The organism is Klebsiella sp. A52, from assembly GCF_018388785.1.
Taxonomy (GTDB): domain Bacteria; phylum Pseudomonadota; class Gammaproteobacteria; order Enterobacterales; family Enterobacteriaceae; genus Klebsiella; species Klebsiella aerogenes.
Genome location: NZ_CP074437.1, coordinates 3362721 through 3379479 on the forward strand (window position 1 = coordinate 3362721; position 16759 = coordinate 3379479).

13 protein-coding genes and 3 pseudogenes are annotated in these 16759 nt (G+C 52.0%); 14 read left to right on the forward strand and 2 right to left on the reverse strand.

Going from position 1 to position 16759, the window contains the following annotated elements; genetic code table 11:
• Window positions 1-643 precede the first annotated feature (643 nt).
• The 12 genes and pseudogenes from KGA69_RS15865 to KGA69_RS24360 all read left to right on the forward strand — a co-directional run.
• Window positions 644-2860, forward strand: coding sequence for a type VI secretion system Vgr family protein (locus KGA69_RS15865; RefSeq protein WP_045398202.1), 2217 nt, complete (start codon window positions 644-646; stop codon window positions 2858-2860).
• A 12-nt stretch (window positions 2861-2872) separates the two neighbouring features.
• Window positions 2873-4426, forward strand: a complete 1554-nt coding sequence (locus KGA69_RS15870; protein ID WP_045398205.1) for a hypothetical protein — start codon at window positions 2873-2875, stop codon at window positions 4424-4426.
• On the forward strand, window positions 4423-4551 hold the full coding sequence (locus tag KGA69_RS24235; RefSeq protein WP_015366119.1) for a hypothetical protein: 129 nt from the start codon (window positions 4423-4425) through the stop codon (window positions 4549-4551). The genes KGA69_RS15870 and KGA69_RS24235 overlap by 4 nt, the downstream gene beginning before the upstream one ends.
• 10 nt (window positions 4552-4561) lie before the next feature.
• On the forward strand, window positions 4562-8662 hold the full coding sequence (locus KGA69_RS15875; protein WP_213292459.1) for an RHS repeat-associated core domain-containing protein: 4101 nt from the start codon (window positions 4562-4564) through the stop codon (window positions 8660-8662).
• The gene (locus tag KGA69_RS15880; RefSeq protein ID WP_020078516.1) at window positions 8613-9398 is read left to right on the forward strand and encodes a macro domain-containing protein; all 786 of its coding nucleotides are present in this window, start codon (window positions 8613-8615) and stop codon (window positions 9396-9398) included. Before KGA69_RS15875 ends, KGA69_RS15880 begins: the two co-directional genes overlap by 50 nt.
• A 120-nt stretch (window positions 9399-9518) precedes the next feature.
• Window positions 9519-9779: pseudogene (locus KGA69_RS24355) on the forward strand (RHS repeat-associated core domain-containing protein); the annotation flags it as partial.
• A 385-nt stretch (window positions 9780-10164) separates the two neighbouring features.
• On the forward strand, window positions 10165-10632 hold the full coding sequence (locus KGA69_RS15895) for a hypothetical protein (protein ID WP_047045164.1): 468 nt from the start codon (window positions 10165-10167) through the stop codon (window positions 10630-10632).
• Window positions 10633-10759: 127 nt separating this feature from the next.
• A pseudogene (locus KGA69_RS15900) lies at window positions 10760-10843 on the forward strand (RHS repeat-associated core domain-containing protein); the annotation flags it as partial.
• Window positions 10829-11227, forward strand: coding sequence for an HNH endonuclease (locus KGA69_RS15905; RefSeq protein ID WP_072048046.1), 399 nt, complete (start codon window positions 10829-10831; stop codon window positions 11225-11227). The pseudogene KGA69_RS15900 and the gene KGA69_RS15905, both read left to right, overlap by 15 nt.
• Before the next feature lie 16 nt (window positions 11228-11243).
• Window positions 11244-11765, forward strand: a complete 522-nt coding sequence (locus KGA69_RS15910; protein WP_049059672.1) for an SMI1/KNR4 family protein — start codon at window positions 11244-11246, stop codon at window positions 11763-11765.
• A gap of 227 nt (window positions 11766-11992) precedes the next feature.
• On the forward strand, window positions 11993-12418 hold the full coding sequence (locus KGA69_RS15915) for a tetratricopeptide repeat protein (protein WP_045413618.1): 426 nt from the start codon (window positions 11993-11995) through the stop codon (window positions 12416-12418).
• A gap of 198 nt (window positions 12419-12616) precedes the next feature.
• Window positions 12617-12748 (forward strand): annotated as a pseudogene (locus KGA69_RS24360) (sugar-binding protein); the annotation flags it as partial.
• A gap of 14 nt (window positions 12749-12762) precedes the next feature.
• Here KGA69_RS24360 and KGA69_RS15920 read toward each other — a convergent pair.
• On the reverse strand, window positions 12763-13791 hold the full coding sequence (locus tag KGA69_RS15920) for a diguanylate cyclase domain-containing protein (RefSeq protein WP_045360499.1): 1029 nt from the start codon (window positions 13789-13791) through the stop codon (window positions 12763-12765).
• Window positions 13792-14006: 215 nt separating this feature from the next.
• Between KGA69_RS15920 and KGA69_RS15925 the strand changes: the two genes are divergently transcribed.
• Window positions 14007-14417 (forward strand): Spy/CpxP family protein refolding chaperone, encoded by a 411-nt coding sequence (locus KGA69_RS15925; RefSeq protein WP_072251527.1) that lies wholly within the window; start codon window positions 14007-14009, stop codon window positions 14415-14417.
• Window positions 14418-14492: 75 nt separating this feature from the next.
• Window positions 14493-14921 carry a glycine zipper 2TM domain-containing protein gene (locus tag KGA69_RS15930; RefSeq protein WP_047045152.1) on the forward strand — a complete coding sequence of 143 codons (429 nt, stop codon included), beginning with the start codon at window positions 14493-14495 and terminating at the stop codon, window positions 14919-14921.
• 43 nt (window positions 14922-14964) lie between these two features.
• Here the strand turns inward: KGA69_RS15930 and KGA69_RS15935 are convergent, their stop codons facing one another.
• Window positions 14965-16749 (reverse strand): diguanylate cyclase, encoded by a 1785-nt coding sequence (locus KGA69_RS15935; RefSeq protein ID WP_045397984.1) that lies wholly within the window; start codon window positions 16747-16749, stop codon window positions 14965-14967.
• Window positions 16750-16759 lie beyond the last annotated feature (10 nt).

The window sequence follows — 16759 nt, forward strand, 5'->3', positions numbered from 1 at the left end:
CCGATTATTTTTACTGTATGCATATACAGTATTGTAGATCGGTGGCAGAGATCAAGAGGGGCGTACCTTATCAAAACCTGCGCCAGCGCCCGGCTGGCGGGGGTTTTATGTCTGAAGCCGGTTGATAAACAATAGATTACCTCATCGCTAATATTAACGACTTCGCCGTTTAGCTGGCGAAAATAGCGCGGCGATTTTATGTAAAAAGAATCTGAATATGACTGGGTAAAGGATCTGATATTAACGAGACCGGGATGTCTGCGCGATTAACGCGCTGGGATTGCTCACCGGCCGACCGTATGCAAGAGCTGGCCGGTGAGCAAATGGCTGTGATGGCAGTTCGCAGCCGCGGTTATTTTAAAGCGTCCGCGCAGGCTTAAACATATTTCTTCGCGCCAGGAGGCTATTTTCAGACTTACCTCATTACCGTTGCTAATAAGTCAAACCACTAATTAACGCCTGTTAAGAAAGCTCCACTACTAATAATGACGGTATAAAGATGAACAAAAGCACAGAGTTGAATAATTAAGAGTATTCCTGGGGGAATTATCGGGCAGAGAGATGACTTCTGATAAATATTCAGGATAATTTATCAATCTTAAGGAATTTGCCCCGCGGCTGCCTGTACCATAAAGGAATCCATATGGTTAATCGGATATCGATCCTGTCATCTGTCGACAGCTCCTCGTTATTATTCTGGAAATTCAGCGGGCAGGAGAAACTGTCCGAACCTTTCCACTTTCAGGTCGATTTACTCAGCCAGGATTTTGCTATCGACCGTCAGGCCATGCTTGGCAAAAACATGACGGTGGCGGTCCCCGGCCAATGGGGGCAGGAGCGTTATCTTTCCGGCAAAATCACCGCCGTTACCGTGCGCGCCGAAGATCTTGGCGAGACGCGCTACGCCGTCTATCAGACCACGCTGGAACCCGATTTTTGGCCGATGATGCGCGACCGCAACTTCCGTATTTTCCAGCAGCAGCGGGTGCCGGATATCGTGGCCAAACTGTTTAGCGAGCATAACGTTAAGTTTGAGGACAAACTTACGCGTAGCTACCGGCAGTGGGATTATTGTGTGCAGTACGCGGAAAGCAGCTTCCATTTCATCAGCCGTTTGCTGGAGCTGGAAGGTATTAGCTATCTGTTCCGCCACGATAAAGACGGCCATACCCTGGTGCTGATGGATGACTATCAGCAGGCTGAATCCTTCCCCGGTTATGAAACTATTCCCTGGCATGCGCAGCCGGGCGGCGGCGCGGTCGGCGAAGAGGGCATCAGCCAGCTGATGGCGAGCCACGTCGTCACGCCGGGGCTTTACAGCACCGATGACTATGATTTTCGCAAGCCCCACGCCTGGATGCTGCAAACGCTGCAGAACCCGGTCTCGCCGACGCCGGGCAAAATCGACGTTTACGACTGGCCGGGGCGCTTTATGGAGCACGGCGACGGCGAAGCCTACGCCCGCATTCGTCAGCAGTCCTGGCAGGCCGAACAGCAGCAAACGCAGGGTATCGCCACCGCGACCGGTATCGTCCCGGGACACACGTTTACGCTGACGCATGCGCCCAATATGGCTGATAACGCTAAATGGCTGGTGGTGGGCGCCCGTTATGATTTTGAAGAGAATCAGTACGCCTCCGGCGGCGGAAATACCGCGCAGCACCGCATCGCGTTCACCGTCATTCCCGCCGCGACGCCATTTGTCCCTGCGTCAAGGACCGACTGGCCGCGCACCTACGGGCCGCAAACCGCCCGCGTGGTAGGGCCGAAAGGAGAATCGATCTGGACCGATAAATATGGCCGGATTAAGGTGAAATTCCACTGGGACCGCGAAAGCCAGGGCGATGAAAATAGCTCCTGTTGGGTGCGCGTTTCCAGCGCCTGGGCCGGCCAGGGTTACGGCGGGGTTCAGATCCCACGCGTCGGTGATGAAGTGGTGGTGGACTTTATTAACGGCGAGCCGGACCGGCCGATTGTCATTGGCCGCGTCTATAACGAAGCCAGTATGCCGCCGTGGGCGCTACCGGCGGCAGCCACGCAGATGGGCTTTATGAGCCGTTCAAAGGATGGTTCGCCGGACAACGCCAACGCCCTGCGTTTTGAAGATAAACCCGGCGAAGAGCAGCTCTGGCTGCACGCCGAGCGCAACATGGATACTGAAGTCGAAAACGACGAGACCCATGATGTCGGCAATAACCGCACCAAAACCGTCGGCAAAGACGAAACCAGCCATATCAAACAGAATCGAACCCGCACGGTGGATGGCAATGAAAGCGTTACCGTCGGCAAAGATCGCAGCAAAACCATCAATGGTAATGAAACCACCACCGTTGAGCAGAACCGTACCGAGAGCGTGAAGGGGAATGAGACCCTAAGCGTTGAGCAGAACCGCGATGAAACTATTAGCGGCAACCATACCACCACGGTGAAAAGCAACCATACCGCGACCGTCGAAGGCAAGCAGTCTCTGGCGGTCGTACAGGATCGCACCCGTCAGGTGCAGGGTAACGAAAGCGTCAGCGTCCAGCAGAACCGTAACGTGCAGGTCACCGGCAATCAGACGCTGGGAGTGACCGGCAATCACGATATTTCCGTGACCGGTAAGCAAACGCAGACCATTGCCAGCAAGCAAGAGGTGACGATCGGCGCCGGGCGTACCCTGAGCATCACCGGCGGTGATACCCGCTTTACGCAAGGGAGCGTAACCGACAGCGCTACCGATACCGTACATATCAACGTGGGTGAAAGCGGCATTCTGATAAGCAACGGCAGCGTGGAGATTACCGCTGGCGGGTCGACGATCACCATTAACGCCGCCGGCGTGATGGTGAATGGTAAGAAGATTGAGCTCAATGCCTGACAGGGAAAAGGAATGAACGCGGCGAAGAATCCGACCGAAAAAGTGATGAACGAGCTTGAGCTTAGCTGGCTGGACGCCAGCGAGCAGGCGGAGCAGATCCGCTTATTTATCTGGCGGGTGCCTGCCGGCGGCGAGTCGCTGCTTGATGGTTTTATCGCGCTGCAGCAGCACCCTGAAGGGCGCTCGCTGCCGGATCTGCTGCTGGGGCTAACCACGCCGTTTGAGACCAGCTATGGCTACAGCGACGCGCTTGGGCGCGAGTTTGTGGAACATTACGAAGCGACGCCGGATGCCGCTATATGGGATGCCGAACGCTTTCTTCCGACCTATAGCCCGGCGCAGTTGCGGCAGATGCTGCAGGATTTTGCGACGACATTTCATGACGATTTACGTTATCTGGTGTTGGTGCTGAAACCCTCCGCCGTCAGCGATGAAAAGGCGTTGAACCGCTGGTTGAACGGCTGGCTGGCGCAGGAGGCGTGCAACGCCAGACTGTTACTGATCGACACCCTTGAGCAACCGATCTGGCAGCCGCTGTATGAGGCGCATCCGCGCAGGGTACGGCTGCTGACCGATGATGTCGACAGTATGAAAGTGATGCACCAAACCGCGCGCGGGCAGAGCGATCCGAATCCCGATCGCCTGCTGTTTCGCCGCTATCTGGCTGACGCCATGCTGCTGCTGGAAAAAGGCAGCGCCGCGCAGGTGGCCGCGCGCGGCGGCATGGCGCTCGGCGTCGCCCAGCGCTGCGGTTGGGCCGACCAGCAGGCGATGATGCATAACCTGATCGCCGGCGGTTGGTTGAAAGGTAACGATCATCAACGGGCCGTCGAACACTACCGCCAGGCGCAAAACATCAGCGGCGAAATTGCCGATCCGGCGCTTAAAGGACAACTGCGTACCCAAAGCACTTTTGGCGAGGCCGGCGCCTGGTTCGCGCGCAAAGAGTATCTCCAGGCGGCGAAAGGCTATCGTCGGGCGGCGGGTGAAGCGCAAGCCATTCCACATCCGGTATTTGCCGTAGAAGGCTGGCGGATGTCCGGTTTTTGTCTCAACCTCGCCGGGCATCGGGCAAAAGCGATGGAGGAGTATGCCCACGCCATCCAGGCGGCGGAGCCGATCCCACGGCAAGAGCGCGCCCAGACCACGCTGCCGCTGGCATTTCAGGATCTGCTGCGCATCCATGATAAACGGCGGACCGAGGCGCTTGAGGCCTGCGCGACGCGCTGGCAAAGCGAAAAACAGCGCTTAATCCAGCAGGCGGAAGACCGCTTGCCGCGGGAACCCGTCGTCGAACAGGTAAAACGCGTGGATCGGCAGTTACAGCTACAGCTGGAAGCCGCGTTCGCGCTGATCCGCGAAGCGCGGGAAAAACTGATCCGCGGCGGCGATGACAGCTTTCGCCGCGTGATCCGTCTGGCGCGGGAGACGCTGCATCCGCACTGGAACGGCCTGCCGGAGATCGCCCACCCCTTTGATGCCCCGCCGGGTGAATGGCAAAGCCTGCCTGCCTGGGGAAATACCGATGCATCATCCACTGAAACTGCAGGGAGCAACCCGCTATGAAGACCCGGATTATTATTATTGTTGCCGTGACGCTGCTGGCAATCCTGTTTTTAAGCCTCTCGGACGGCGGTTTCGCCACCGAAGTGCGCACCTTCCTGCGCGCGCTGCTGCGCGCCATGTTCTGAGGCGCGTCTGATGCACTCCGGCGCTCACTTCGACCCGCAGCTTGGCCTGGATATCCATACTTATCCCTGGCCGCTGCCGACGCCGCATATTGGCATCGTTTTCGACGTGTTTGATTATCTGCCGCTGCTGGGCACTACCGTACACGTCAACGGCATCAAACGCGCCAGCGCGGGGACCGGCGGTATTGCGGTACATATTCCGGTCGGCGGCGTGTGGGTACCGCCGCTGCGCGCGCCCGGCGGCCCGCAGATGGAAGACGAGCTGTTTATAGGCAGTAAAACCGTCGCCGTCGACGGTGAGCCGTTTTCCCGTATCGGCATGCCGGTGCTGAGCTGTAACATCCTCGGGATGGTGCCGCCGTTCCGCCTGAAGCGGCTGAGCAAACCAAAGCCGCTTTCGCTAACGCTGCCGCTGACGTTTAACCTCGCGATTCCCAACAATGTGATTGTCGGCGGGCCGCCAACCATCAACCTGATGGCGCTGCTGATGCGCGCCGGGTTAAGCGGGTTGGGCAAGGGGTTGAAGAAAGTTAAAAAAACGCCGCAGTGGCGACTGTTTATGCGGCGGTTTAAAAAGCTGCGCCAGAAGCTGTTTCGCAACATGGATCCCGGCGTCCTGAAATGCCGGGTGCTACGCGCCGAACCGGTTGATATCCGCGACGGTAGCGTGAGCCTGGAGCATGAGGATTTTTTGTTACCCGGCCGCCTGCCGCTGGCGTGGACGCGAAGCTACTCGTCGGCGGATCTCGATGAAGAAGGGCTGTGCGGTTACGGCTGGTCAACCCCGGCGGACACCCGCCTTGAAATACTGGCCGATGAAGGCGTCGCGGTGTTGACTCAGCCGGAAGGGATGACGCTGTTTGCGGCGCTGCCGCAGTCCGACGGCCGCGAGCAGGCTATTGTCGGCCTGCCGGACGGCAGCCGCCTGTGGCGGGAAACCCGCAATGGCGAATGCTTCTGGCATGTTGAGCAGGAAGGGAGCGCGCGGCTGCAATTTCGCGGTAAGCGCGGGCCGCTGGCGATTTACCGGCTGGCGGACCGTAACGGTAACGGCTGGCAGTTCGACTGGCAGGGACGCGAACTTGAGCGCATCCGCGAGGTCAGCACGCGCGGCATGAGCGGCAGGGAGATCCTCGTCACCTGGCAGGATGGCCGCCTGCGGGCGCTACGCCTGCGCAACGCGCTGGATGACGAGATCACGCCGTTGACCCGCTATGAATACGATAGCGATAATCAGTTGAGCGCGGAGATCGATGCGCTTTCGCATCCGCGGCGCTTCTACTATCAACAGCGTCATATGACCAGCCATGTCGACCGTAACGGCCAGGGCTTCCACTACCAGTTCAATGACGAGTGGCAGGTGGTCCACGCCTGGGGCGACGGCGGCGTATGGGATTACCATTTCGCCTGGCACGACTTGCTCAACGAAGTGGAAATCACCGATTCCAACGGCCATGTAACGTCTGTCAGCTTTGATGATAACGGCCTGCCGGTTTCGGAGGTCGATCCGATCGGCGGCAATACCGTCTTCCACTACGATGATTTTGGCCGTACCGTCGAACTCATTGAGCCGGACGGCAGCGCGCGTCGCTGGGAGTATGATGAACAGGGGCGAATGATCGCCGAACATCTGCCGGACGGTAGCCAGATTCAGGCGGCCTACAATGAAGACGGCGATCTGCTGACGCTGATTGATGAGAAAGGCGCGTGCTGGCGTTCGGACTATGACGAACGCGGCAACCTGCTGGCGGGAACGGACCCTACCGGCGTCACCACGCGCTATCAGTATGATGAGTACGGACAACTGAGCGCGGCGGACGTGCCGGGTTCCGGGCAGAGTCGTTATCGCTATGATCGGTTTGGTTTTTTGCAGGCGCTGAGCCAGGCCGGCGCGGGAACCACTCAACTGCGGCATTCCGCGCGCGGTACGCTGCTGGAGCGTATTGACGCTAGTGGTGGCAGCAGCCGTTTCCACTGGGACAGCAAGGATAGGCTGGTGGCGATGGTCAATCCGCAGGGTGGCGAAATTCGCGTCGCTTACGACCGGGAAGATTCACCGCTTCACTTCACCGATGAAGCCGGCCAGATAACCCGTTTTCGTTATAACCGCACAGGAATGCTGGCCGCCTGCGAGACGCCGGATGGCGCGACGCTTGGCTATCAGTACGACCTGGAAGATCGCCTGCTGGCGGTGATCAACCAGAACGGTCAGCGCTGGCAGCTGGACCGCGACGCGCTGGGGCGCATCGCCGCGGAGACCGATTACTGGGGACAGGTGACCCGTTATGGCTGGGATAAAGGCAACCGGCTGATCGGCCGTGAGGATCCGCTGGGGCGGCTGGTGCGCTACGGTTACGACCGCGGTGGGCGGCTAAGCGAGCGGCGCAGCGGCGATACCCTGCAGGCGAAGTATCATTACGATCCCTGCGGGCGGATGGTGCTGTGTGAGAATCCGTGGCGGCGGCTGGCGTGGCGCTATGATGACGCCGGGCGGGTGCTGCTGGAGGAGCAGGACGGTTTTCAGCTGCATTATGGCTATAACGAGCGCGGCCTGCTGGTCTCCCGGCGCAGCGACAGCGGTCATCAGGTGCGTTACGCCATGGATGAGTATGACCGGTTGAGCCAGATCCAGCTGAATGACGATGCGCCGATCGTGCTGGGTTACGATGAGGCCGGGCGGCGGGTCAGCGAGCAGCTGTCGGCTGAAGTGACGCGTCATTTCACCTACGACCGGCTCGGCCAGCTGACGTCGCAGCAGGTGTTGCAGAATGATTTACCGCTGTTCACCAGCGGCTTCAGCTGGGATAGGCTGGGTAACCTGACCCGGCGCGATGACAGCCTGTGGGGCAGCGATCGTTACGCTTACGATCCGGTGGGGCGCTTGACGGCCCATACCGCGCCGGACGGTACGCTGCGGCAGTTTGTGCAGGATGCGGCAGGCAGCCACCTGCAGACGCAGACCCGGGCGGTGAATGAGAGCGCCGGAGGCTGGTTCCGCGAGGGGCAGCAGCGCGGGGTGCGTTATGTATTCGATCGCGCGGGCGAGCTGCGACAGCGGCGCGATGTCCGGCATAACGGCGAGAAAGAGGATTTTAGCTGGGACGATAACCGCCAGCTGGTGGCGGTGCGCAAGGGCGAGCGGCTGGTGCGCTACGGTTACGACGGGCTGGGGCGCCGGGTGTTCAAGCAGACGGCGGAAGAGACGCGCTGGTTCTACTGGCAGGGCGACGCGCTGGCGGGGGAAACGGTCACTATCACCCGCGAACCGCTGGCGGCACAGAACATTTTTGATACCGGCAGCCGGCTGCAGCGGCAGAAAGCGCAGGCCGCGCTGTTCGGCAGTATGCGCGAGTACGTGTACTATCCGGGAAGTTTTCAGCCGCTGGCGCTGCTGACGCAGGAAGCGGGCAGGAAGGAGAGCTGGCACTATCATTGTGACCCGAACGGCGCGCCGGTCCGCCTGACGTCATTGCAGGGCGAGATAGTGTGGTCAGAGAAGACGGGCGTATGGGGAGAAAAAGGGGAGATCTACGCCGATCGTATCAGCAACCCGCTGCGTTTCCAGGGCCAGTATTTTGACGCTGAAACGGGGCTGCACTATAATCGATATCGTTACTATGATCCTGAAATTGCGGGATTTATTAGCCAGGATCCGATTGGATTAGCCGGTGGGCTGAATGTTTATCAGTATGCGCCGAACCCGCTGGGTTATATAGATCCAAAAGGTTTAACACCGAAGACATTGTATCATTATACGACCGAGGAGGGGATGAATGGGATTATGGAAAGTGGGACTATTCGCGCCTCATCAGGTGATATACATGCGCGTTTTGGTGAGGGGCAATATTTTACAGATATTACACCAGCCATGATCGGCGGAAGGACATTAAAAGATGCTTCAGGGACAGGTAAAATGTCTCTGGGCCAACTGGCAAGTAACATATATGGTGATTCCAGAAAGTTGAATGGTATTACTCATTTTGTAGAAATAGATGTAACTGGGCTAAATGTCACAGAACCAAGAAAAAATACATTTAGAGTTGCAAATACAGGAGAACTGAATGTTTCGGATAGAATCGTCAGCAGTGGAAAGTCCACAAGTTGTGGTTGAATATTATAAGTCTAATGCGGAATTTACGTCTGGGGAAGGCATCCTGTATACAGAGTTTATGGGGGAAATTGCCACAAGACAGATAAGTGTTTTGGATAGCTTATATTACCCATCAGCCTCGTTGAGTGATGAAAATGATAAAATAGGTTTCCTTCTTTATGATGGAAAAAAAAGTGAATTAGAACTATCTGATTCACAGATTATATCAAAAGACGAATTTGAGGCTGTGTGGTTAATAGCTATGAATGATCACAAAGAAAAAGAAATCATTCAATATGTAACTGGAGATGCTGCTGTCCCATTAAGTTCTGCCACTATCATTGCTCATATAGTTAATAACAAAGGTAAATGGGGGAAAGGATTTGTTTTATCATTATCAAAAAAATACCCAGCAGCCAAGAAGGTTTATTTGGATAAATATTCTAACACATCAGATTTAACTTTGGGTGATATACAGTTCATATCTGTAGATGAAAAGGATAGAATATTTGTGGCTAATATGGTTTCTCAAGATGGGATAAGAAAAAACCATGCTGATAAAAAACAATATTTATCATATCACGCACTTGAGGAATGTCTTGAAAAACTATCGGAGTTTGCATTGATTAATCGATTGGTTGTACAAATGCCAAAAATTGGAGCTGGATTAGGTGGCGGAGATTGGAAGCATATTGAGAGTTTAATACAAAAACATTTATGTTATAAATTAATTAAATGTACTGTTGTGATATTGTGATTCCCAGAGCGGGGTACCTTATTTTTTTTTACAGCTGTATCTGGATAGGCGGGATATTAAAGTGAATTTATCATAATATATTCGCTCTTTAAATATTCTAAGTCCGGTGATATTAACAACTATCCTGTAAGTTTTCAGCTGTTGGCGCTGCTGACGCAGGAAGCGGGCAGGAAGGAGAGCTGGCACTATCATTGTGACCCGCTGCGTTTTCAGGGCCAGTATTTTGACGCTGAAACGGGGCTGCACTATAATCGACATCGTTACTATGATCCTGAAATTGCGGGATTTATTAGCCAGGATCCGATTGGATTAGCCGGTGGGCTGAATGTTTATCAGTATGCGCCGAACCCATTAAGCTGGATCGATCCGCTGGGACTAAAATGTGGCTTCGCGGAAAAGGACAATATAACCCAAAGGTGGGTAAATAAATTAACAGGTAAAACTCCGGCTGAAATAGACTCCCTTTTAACATCTAAAGGTTGGACGAAGATCTATCCACAAGCTGGTAGGCCTGAGGCTATTCGACATATACAATATGTGAAAACGACAAAATCTGGTACAACATATAAATTAGATTATCATCCTGGTGGTAACGCAAAACAACAAAATATTCATGGAAATGATTACTGGAAGGTTTATAGGACTAATAGTGAAGGTGAGGATATCGTATATGGACGTATAGGTCATGGTGGTTTTGAAAATTATGATCTAATAAAGGACTCTCCTGTTTATGTCGACGGTGTATTAGTAAATGGTGGGATGTAAAATGTTTGATTTTTCTGCAGAAATAAAATCATTTCATTCGTTAGGCGATGTGCTGTTAAATACAAATATATCTGTCTATCTTGCTGAAATGTATGCTGACCATTGTGTTGAGTACAAAGAGTATCTTCTACCTGATGCGAGTAAGAGATTTGCCTATGTATTGGATGATACTTTAACTATATCAACCGAACCTGATGGAAATATATTTTCTATTGGATGCAATCAAAATTACAAAGGGTTATACAAAAACTTATTATATGCCGGTCAAGAATTTGGTGAGATAAAAAAACTCACTTATCGGCAAAGAATATTTAATGGTTCCATTATTATAGACGAGGATTTTGGCATTCAATTTATATTACCCTCACCATTTGATGAGATAGCTGACAGTATAGATAACATTCCGTCCGACTTGAAATTGAATGAAATATATATAGGGGATTTTTCATTTTGGAATCCATGTAAATAACAAAGCAAAGCCGGGTAATAAATTAACTCTTCCCGGCCTTTATAGCAACGCTGCGCTTTGGGAACTCTATCTTAGAGCTTAGATTGGTGCGGGTTGACGGTACGATTGGCCCAGGGGATAGGATTGTTCGTCTGATCCGATTGGATTAGCCGGTGGGCTGAATGTTTATCAGTATGCGCCGAACCCGCTGGGATGGGTGGATCCGTGGGGGCTGACTGGAAAACCGTTAAACTCACCTGATATAAGCAAGTGGCTTAATAAAGGGGGAACGGTTTGGCAAGAAGTTGAAAGCAAAGTTTGGGTATACCAAGATAGTGCTGGCAATGTTGTTCGCTATCCAGAAGGGTTTCCAGATTTTACACCATATGAAAGGCAGAGTGTTAATGTTCCAGACTTAAGGGGAGATCATAGTAAGTCACCTGGAGGAGATTTTGGTAAAGCAGATGCATTAGCGCCAAAAGGTCAGGCGAATTATGATCTTAATACGTGGCATCATCATCAAAATGGCATCACAATGCAGGAAGTGCCCAAAAATATTCATCGCCGGTTCACCCATAGAGGTGGTGTATCTAAAATAAAAAGCAACTGTCAATAATATCAGGAGTTATAGAATGCCTATTTTGACTGGATTAAGTATTGATAAACAAGATATTAGTTATCTGGAGGGACATTTCTCTGTTGCTTTTCCTGATGATTACAAAGATTTTTTAAAAAAACACAATGGATATAGAATCGTTGCACCTGACTATTGCGATCTACCATTCGACAAGGTTGATAATGATTTTATTTCATTCGATGTGCTTCTTGGTTATAAGACTAGTAATAGTAATTTTGATATAATTGAAATTAATGAAGAGTTACTAGATGAAATATCGTTTATTGATGGCGCGCTAATAATTGGCATGGATCCAAGTGACAATGGTTATGTCCTGATAACTAAAAATGATTTAGCCGGAGTTTATTACTGGGACCGGACTTGCCTACATGCTGAAGATAATAAACAAAGCTATGATATTAGTGATGATGATGATTTAAATCATCTTTATCTTATGAATAAAACCTTTTCAGATTTTTTTGGAAGTATAATGAATCTAACAGTTAATAAAGGAATGATGTTATCTACGGGATTGTAATGATATTCTTAATTTAAGGATGTACTTCTTTAATACCCTGCTTGGTTAATTATCATGCAGGGTTCAATAATAAATTGGATTGCATATCTATAATGTCAAGCATTAAAAAGTTATAAATGGAATCATAGGGCTTAGGGAGTCTTGCTTCCTGATAGATATAAACATTTTGAAAATTTTATTGGCCCAGAAGAAAAATCTCAGTATTTCCAGTAAAGGAGTATTGCACTATGAAAGAACTCGAAAATCCAAGAATTGAATCCAAAGTTAACTCCTTTGTTGAAAAAGGGAATGAGTTGCATGATGACAAAAAATATGCACAGGCGTTAGAGCAATATGAAAAAGCCTGGAGTATTTTGCCTGAACCAAAACCAGAATGGCAAGTTGCTAACTGGATTTCCGCAAATATATTCAGCGCTTATTTTGACCTTGGTGATTACAATGAGGCAAAAAAATGGGGCGAAATGACGTTGCAAACGAGAGGGTCGGAGATAGATACAGCGCCATCGATCGATCTGGGTATGGTTTGTTATGAGCTAGAACAATTTGATGAAGCTTACAAATATTTTAACGATGCTTATAGCTATGGAAAAGAGAGAGCATTTAAAGGCAGACCTAAGAAGTACCTTGAGTTTTTTTTAAATAAAAGGGCATAGTGGAAATTTTATAAAGTAATCGAAAATGAGAGAGTTTATTTTTTAGCGAGAGTAAGAACTATTTCTTTAAATGATAAAAATCCACGCTACTGTGTGGTTTTTGCAATGCGAAAGCCCTTTTAGCAAATGGAATAATGTCGGGAAAAAAGATTCCAGCCGGCGGCACAGGGTATTTTTGATACTGGCAGCCGGCAGCACCGCCTGACGCCATTGCAGGGCGAGATAGTGTGGTCAGAGAAGACGGGCGTATGGGGAGAAAAAGGGGAGGTCTACGCCGATCGTATCAACAACCCGCTGCGCTTCCGGGGCCAGTATTTTGACGCTGAAACGGCTGAATACCTTACTTACCTCTCTCGCGGCGTCGCCTTCTTACTACTGTACATCGCTTTATCCGCACTGTTCAGCAATGTATCGGCATCTGCGGCATCGTGAGGGAAAAGCGCAATGCCGATGCTGCCGGAAATCGTAATAACATGCTCGTGGATCAAAAATGACTGAGTCAGCGCATTGCTGATTTTTTCCGCCGTTTGTCGGGGGAGCGGATCGTTTGCTTTTAAACCAGGGAGCAGGGCGATAAACTCATCGCCACCGAGGCGGGCCACCGTATCACCTTCTCGTAAAACGCTTTGTAGACGAAACGCCACCAGCCGCAGCAGTTCGTCACCCACGGCGTGGCCGTAAACGTCATTCACCGGCTTAAAGCGGTCGAGATCGATAAAGAGCAGCGCTACTTCTGTCTCATTGGCGATGGCCTGAGTAATCGCCAGCTCCAGGCGATTAACCAACAGCCTGCGGTTTGGTAATCCGGTCAGCGCGTCGAAGTTGGCGTGCAACCAGACCACCTGCTCCCGCTGTTTACGGTCGGTGATATCGCGAATAAACGCGGAGAAAATCTGCTTGCCTGATTGCTGATGAGGCCAGATCGACAGTTCGATAGGGAATTTGCCTTTAGTGCGATGCAGGGCGGTAATTTCGATGGTGCGATTAAGGATATTCGACGGCTGAGCCGCCTGAAAGCGCATTAAACCACGGGCGTGCTGCTCGCGAAACTCTTCCGGCACGATCATCTCGCCCAGGTTGTTGCCGATAGCTTCCCCAGCGGACCAGCCGAACATTCTTTCCGCGGCCTGGTTCCAGTTAATCACCACGCCAGCATGATTGATGGTAATCACCGCATCCTGTGCAGTCTCAACCAGCTGTCGATGGTTCTCCTCGCTTTCGGCCAGCGCTCGCTGCATCGACTCAATCTCGCTGATGCTCTCCTGTAGCTCACGATGCATTTCCGCAAGCGAAAGCGAGAAAAAGCGAATACGCTCTTCTACTGACATATTTTTCATTTCGGCGTACAGATCGCTGGCGCTACGTGGAGACATAAGGCGTTCCTGATGAATCGAAGAGAATATTCAACCAATTTAGCAATAAGTGTAGTTAAAAAAAGATCCGCTGCTGACATCCCGGCTATTTTATCTATTAAATAAAATCTATTGTAAATTTGTTCAGATTTAAATTTAACGCTTAGTTACAGATGGATCATATTCCGGAGGTAATAATCCGCACTCTTTATAAAGCGTATTAAGGACAATTTATCGTGAATACTTTCTTGCGTAACACCCTGGCCGCCGTGTTGATGACTGCGGGTCTTTCCGTTGCCGCTCAGGCCGCGACGACAACCGAAGTACCGCCGTTATCCCAGGACCCGGTGGTGCAACATCTCAAGCTGAGCAACGATCAGGTCAGCAAAATTCAGGCCCTGCGTCAGGAGCTGGAAACAAACCTCAAAAATATCAAAATTGGTGGTTACCAGGATGGGGCTCTGGTTGATGTGATTCAATCCGGCAAATGGGATGATGCGAAAGTAAAACAGCAGTTAGCCGCTTTTGCGCAATTGGATCAGCAAACGCGTTATTACCGAGTGAAATATTACTTCGGTATTAATCAGGTACTGACGGCTGAACAGCGCGAGCAGGTAAAAAAAGATCTGCAGCAGGCACTAAACTAAACAATGTACGCATGTTCCGCCCTTTGGCGGAACATGCGTAATGACTTTCCGCAATGAAAAGACAAGGGTGCCATCATGAAGAAGTTTCTCTTTATTGCGCTGGGAATGACCGCGTTGTTTAGCCAGGCTGGGGTCGCCGGGACTAAAACGTTGGTCGATTATGGCGTCGTACAGGAAAGCCATATTATTAGCAACCCGCATCAGCGCCAGCCGCTTCGCACGCTGGCTGCGGGAACGCTGGGCGGCGTTGTCGGCCATCAATTCGGTAATGGTAAAGGGCAGACGGCAATGACCGCCGCAGGCGCCCTGGCCGGAGCTGGCGCTTCACGCTATCACCAGGATCGGCAGCAGGGCGCTCAGCAGGTTGAACTGCTAATCAAAACCAATAGCGGCCAGGTGATACAGGTGCTACAGGGTTACGACGGTCGGCTTATCTTCAACAAGGGAGATAAGGTGCGTATCCTGACGTCGGGAAATGATACCCGGGTGGATAAATCGGTGTAATGCGCCAAGCGGGAGCCAATATACTCCCGGTTGGCGTGACACGTTATGCTGATTTCAGCATATCAAAGCGGATAATCCGCGAACGTCCCAGCTCTTTCGCCCGATACAGCGCGGCATCTGCAGCACGTAGCAGGCTGTCGCTTTGCGCGTGTTGCGGATAGCTGGCGATACCGATAGAGACATTCACCTGGCCTATATCCGTCAGCCCGCAGCGTAAAGTCATATTTCTCACGTTGTTGTAGATTTCAGTCGCGCAGGCTTCCGCTCTGGCCTCATCGCTGCCGGAAAGCAGCACCAAAAACTCTTCGCCGCCATAGCGGAATGCCATGCCAATATCGCGAACCGCGCGCTGGATGATCGCTGCGACGTTTTTAATCACCAGATCGCCCGCTTCATGGCCGTAATTATCGTTAACCGCCTTAAAGTGATCGATATCAATCATCAGGCAGCTCAGCGGACTGTTGTTGCGCACCGCCAGATTCATCTGCGTATGCAGCGCTTCCTCAAGATGGTGGCGGTTTCGCAACCCGGTCAGAGAATCAAACAACGCTTTTTCCAGCAGCGCGTTGCGCAGACGCTGATTGGACAGCGCCAGGCCCAGCGCTTCCGCCATGAGTTCGAGATAGGCGCGGGAAGGGGCTGTCTCACTGGTGACATTACGAAAAGAGAGCAGGCCAATGGCTTCACCCTGGGCGATCAGTGGGACGCACAATGATTGCTCGTTACATTCTTGCGGCAGATGATAGCAGGCGATGTCCGGCTCGCCGTTAACCGGCGGATGGCTCAGACCGCGGCGTACTGCCCAGCAGTTATCAGGATAAAAGACTGCGGGCTCGTCAGGTGGCGAAAGCCACTGCGCGACGCAGCGCATTTGCCAGGGATCGGTATCCAGAATATACAGTCGGCCAGGAACGTCCGGCGCGATGTTGGGCGCGAAAAGTTCAGCAACCTTCACCACATCCTCGAATGACTCACATCCCTGCAAGCGTTGAGTCATTCGCGCCAGCAGTTCACGAACCGCCCAGTCGGCATCGCGTTGTTGTTCAAGGCGCTGGCGGGCAAGGCCATTTTCGCGAAAGATGCGGATTGCCTGCGCCATATCGCCGATTTCATCGATCTGTTTGAAGTGCGGTGGTTCGACGGCATAATCCTGTGATGCCAGACGTTGTACCACATCGCTGAGTCGTACCACAGGGGTGAGTACCCGGCGTTTGAGAATAAAACCGAGAACAAATAAAAACATTAAGGCGGTCAGGCCGACCATCGCTTCCGAAAGCGTCCGCCAGAGGTGCGATTTTTCAGTAGCTTGCTGCATGGCGTTGTTCGTTCGGCCTTCCAGCAGCAGGCGGAAATGATCGATCTGCGTTTGCACCCGATCCAACTCCTGCTCATAAGGCTTGCCGTAAACCTGCAAAATCGCCTCTTTCTCTTCGCCGCGAGCGACGCGATCGATGGCGGCCTGCTGTTCATCTTGTAATTCATCGGCAATACGCAGGCCGTCGCGCAACAGCGCCAACTCCTGCTGGCTGGCGCCAATGTCTTTTAGTTTAAGCAACCGATCTTCAATTGATTTGAGAGTTTGGATCTGCTGACGATACTGTTGCAGGGTCTCTGGTTGTTTTTCGATGACGTACAGTCGCGTGAGGTCCGAAAGCTCCCACGCGTCGCTTTCTATCTCATCGGCAAGACGAACGAACGCATCCCGTTGTTGTACAGCCTGGCGTTCAGCGCGATCGGCGCCGGAAGCCATTAGCATCGCCATACCGGATGCAATGGTCAGGCCTACGGTGATCCCGTAGGCCCAGTTAGTCATGGTGGCGATTCTCACCGAATATTTC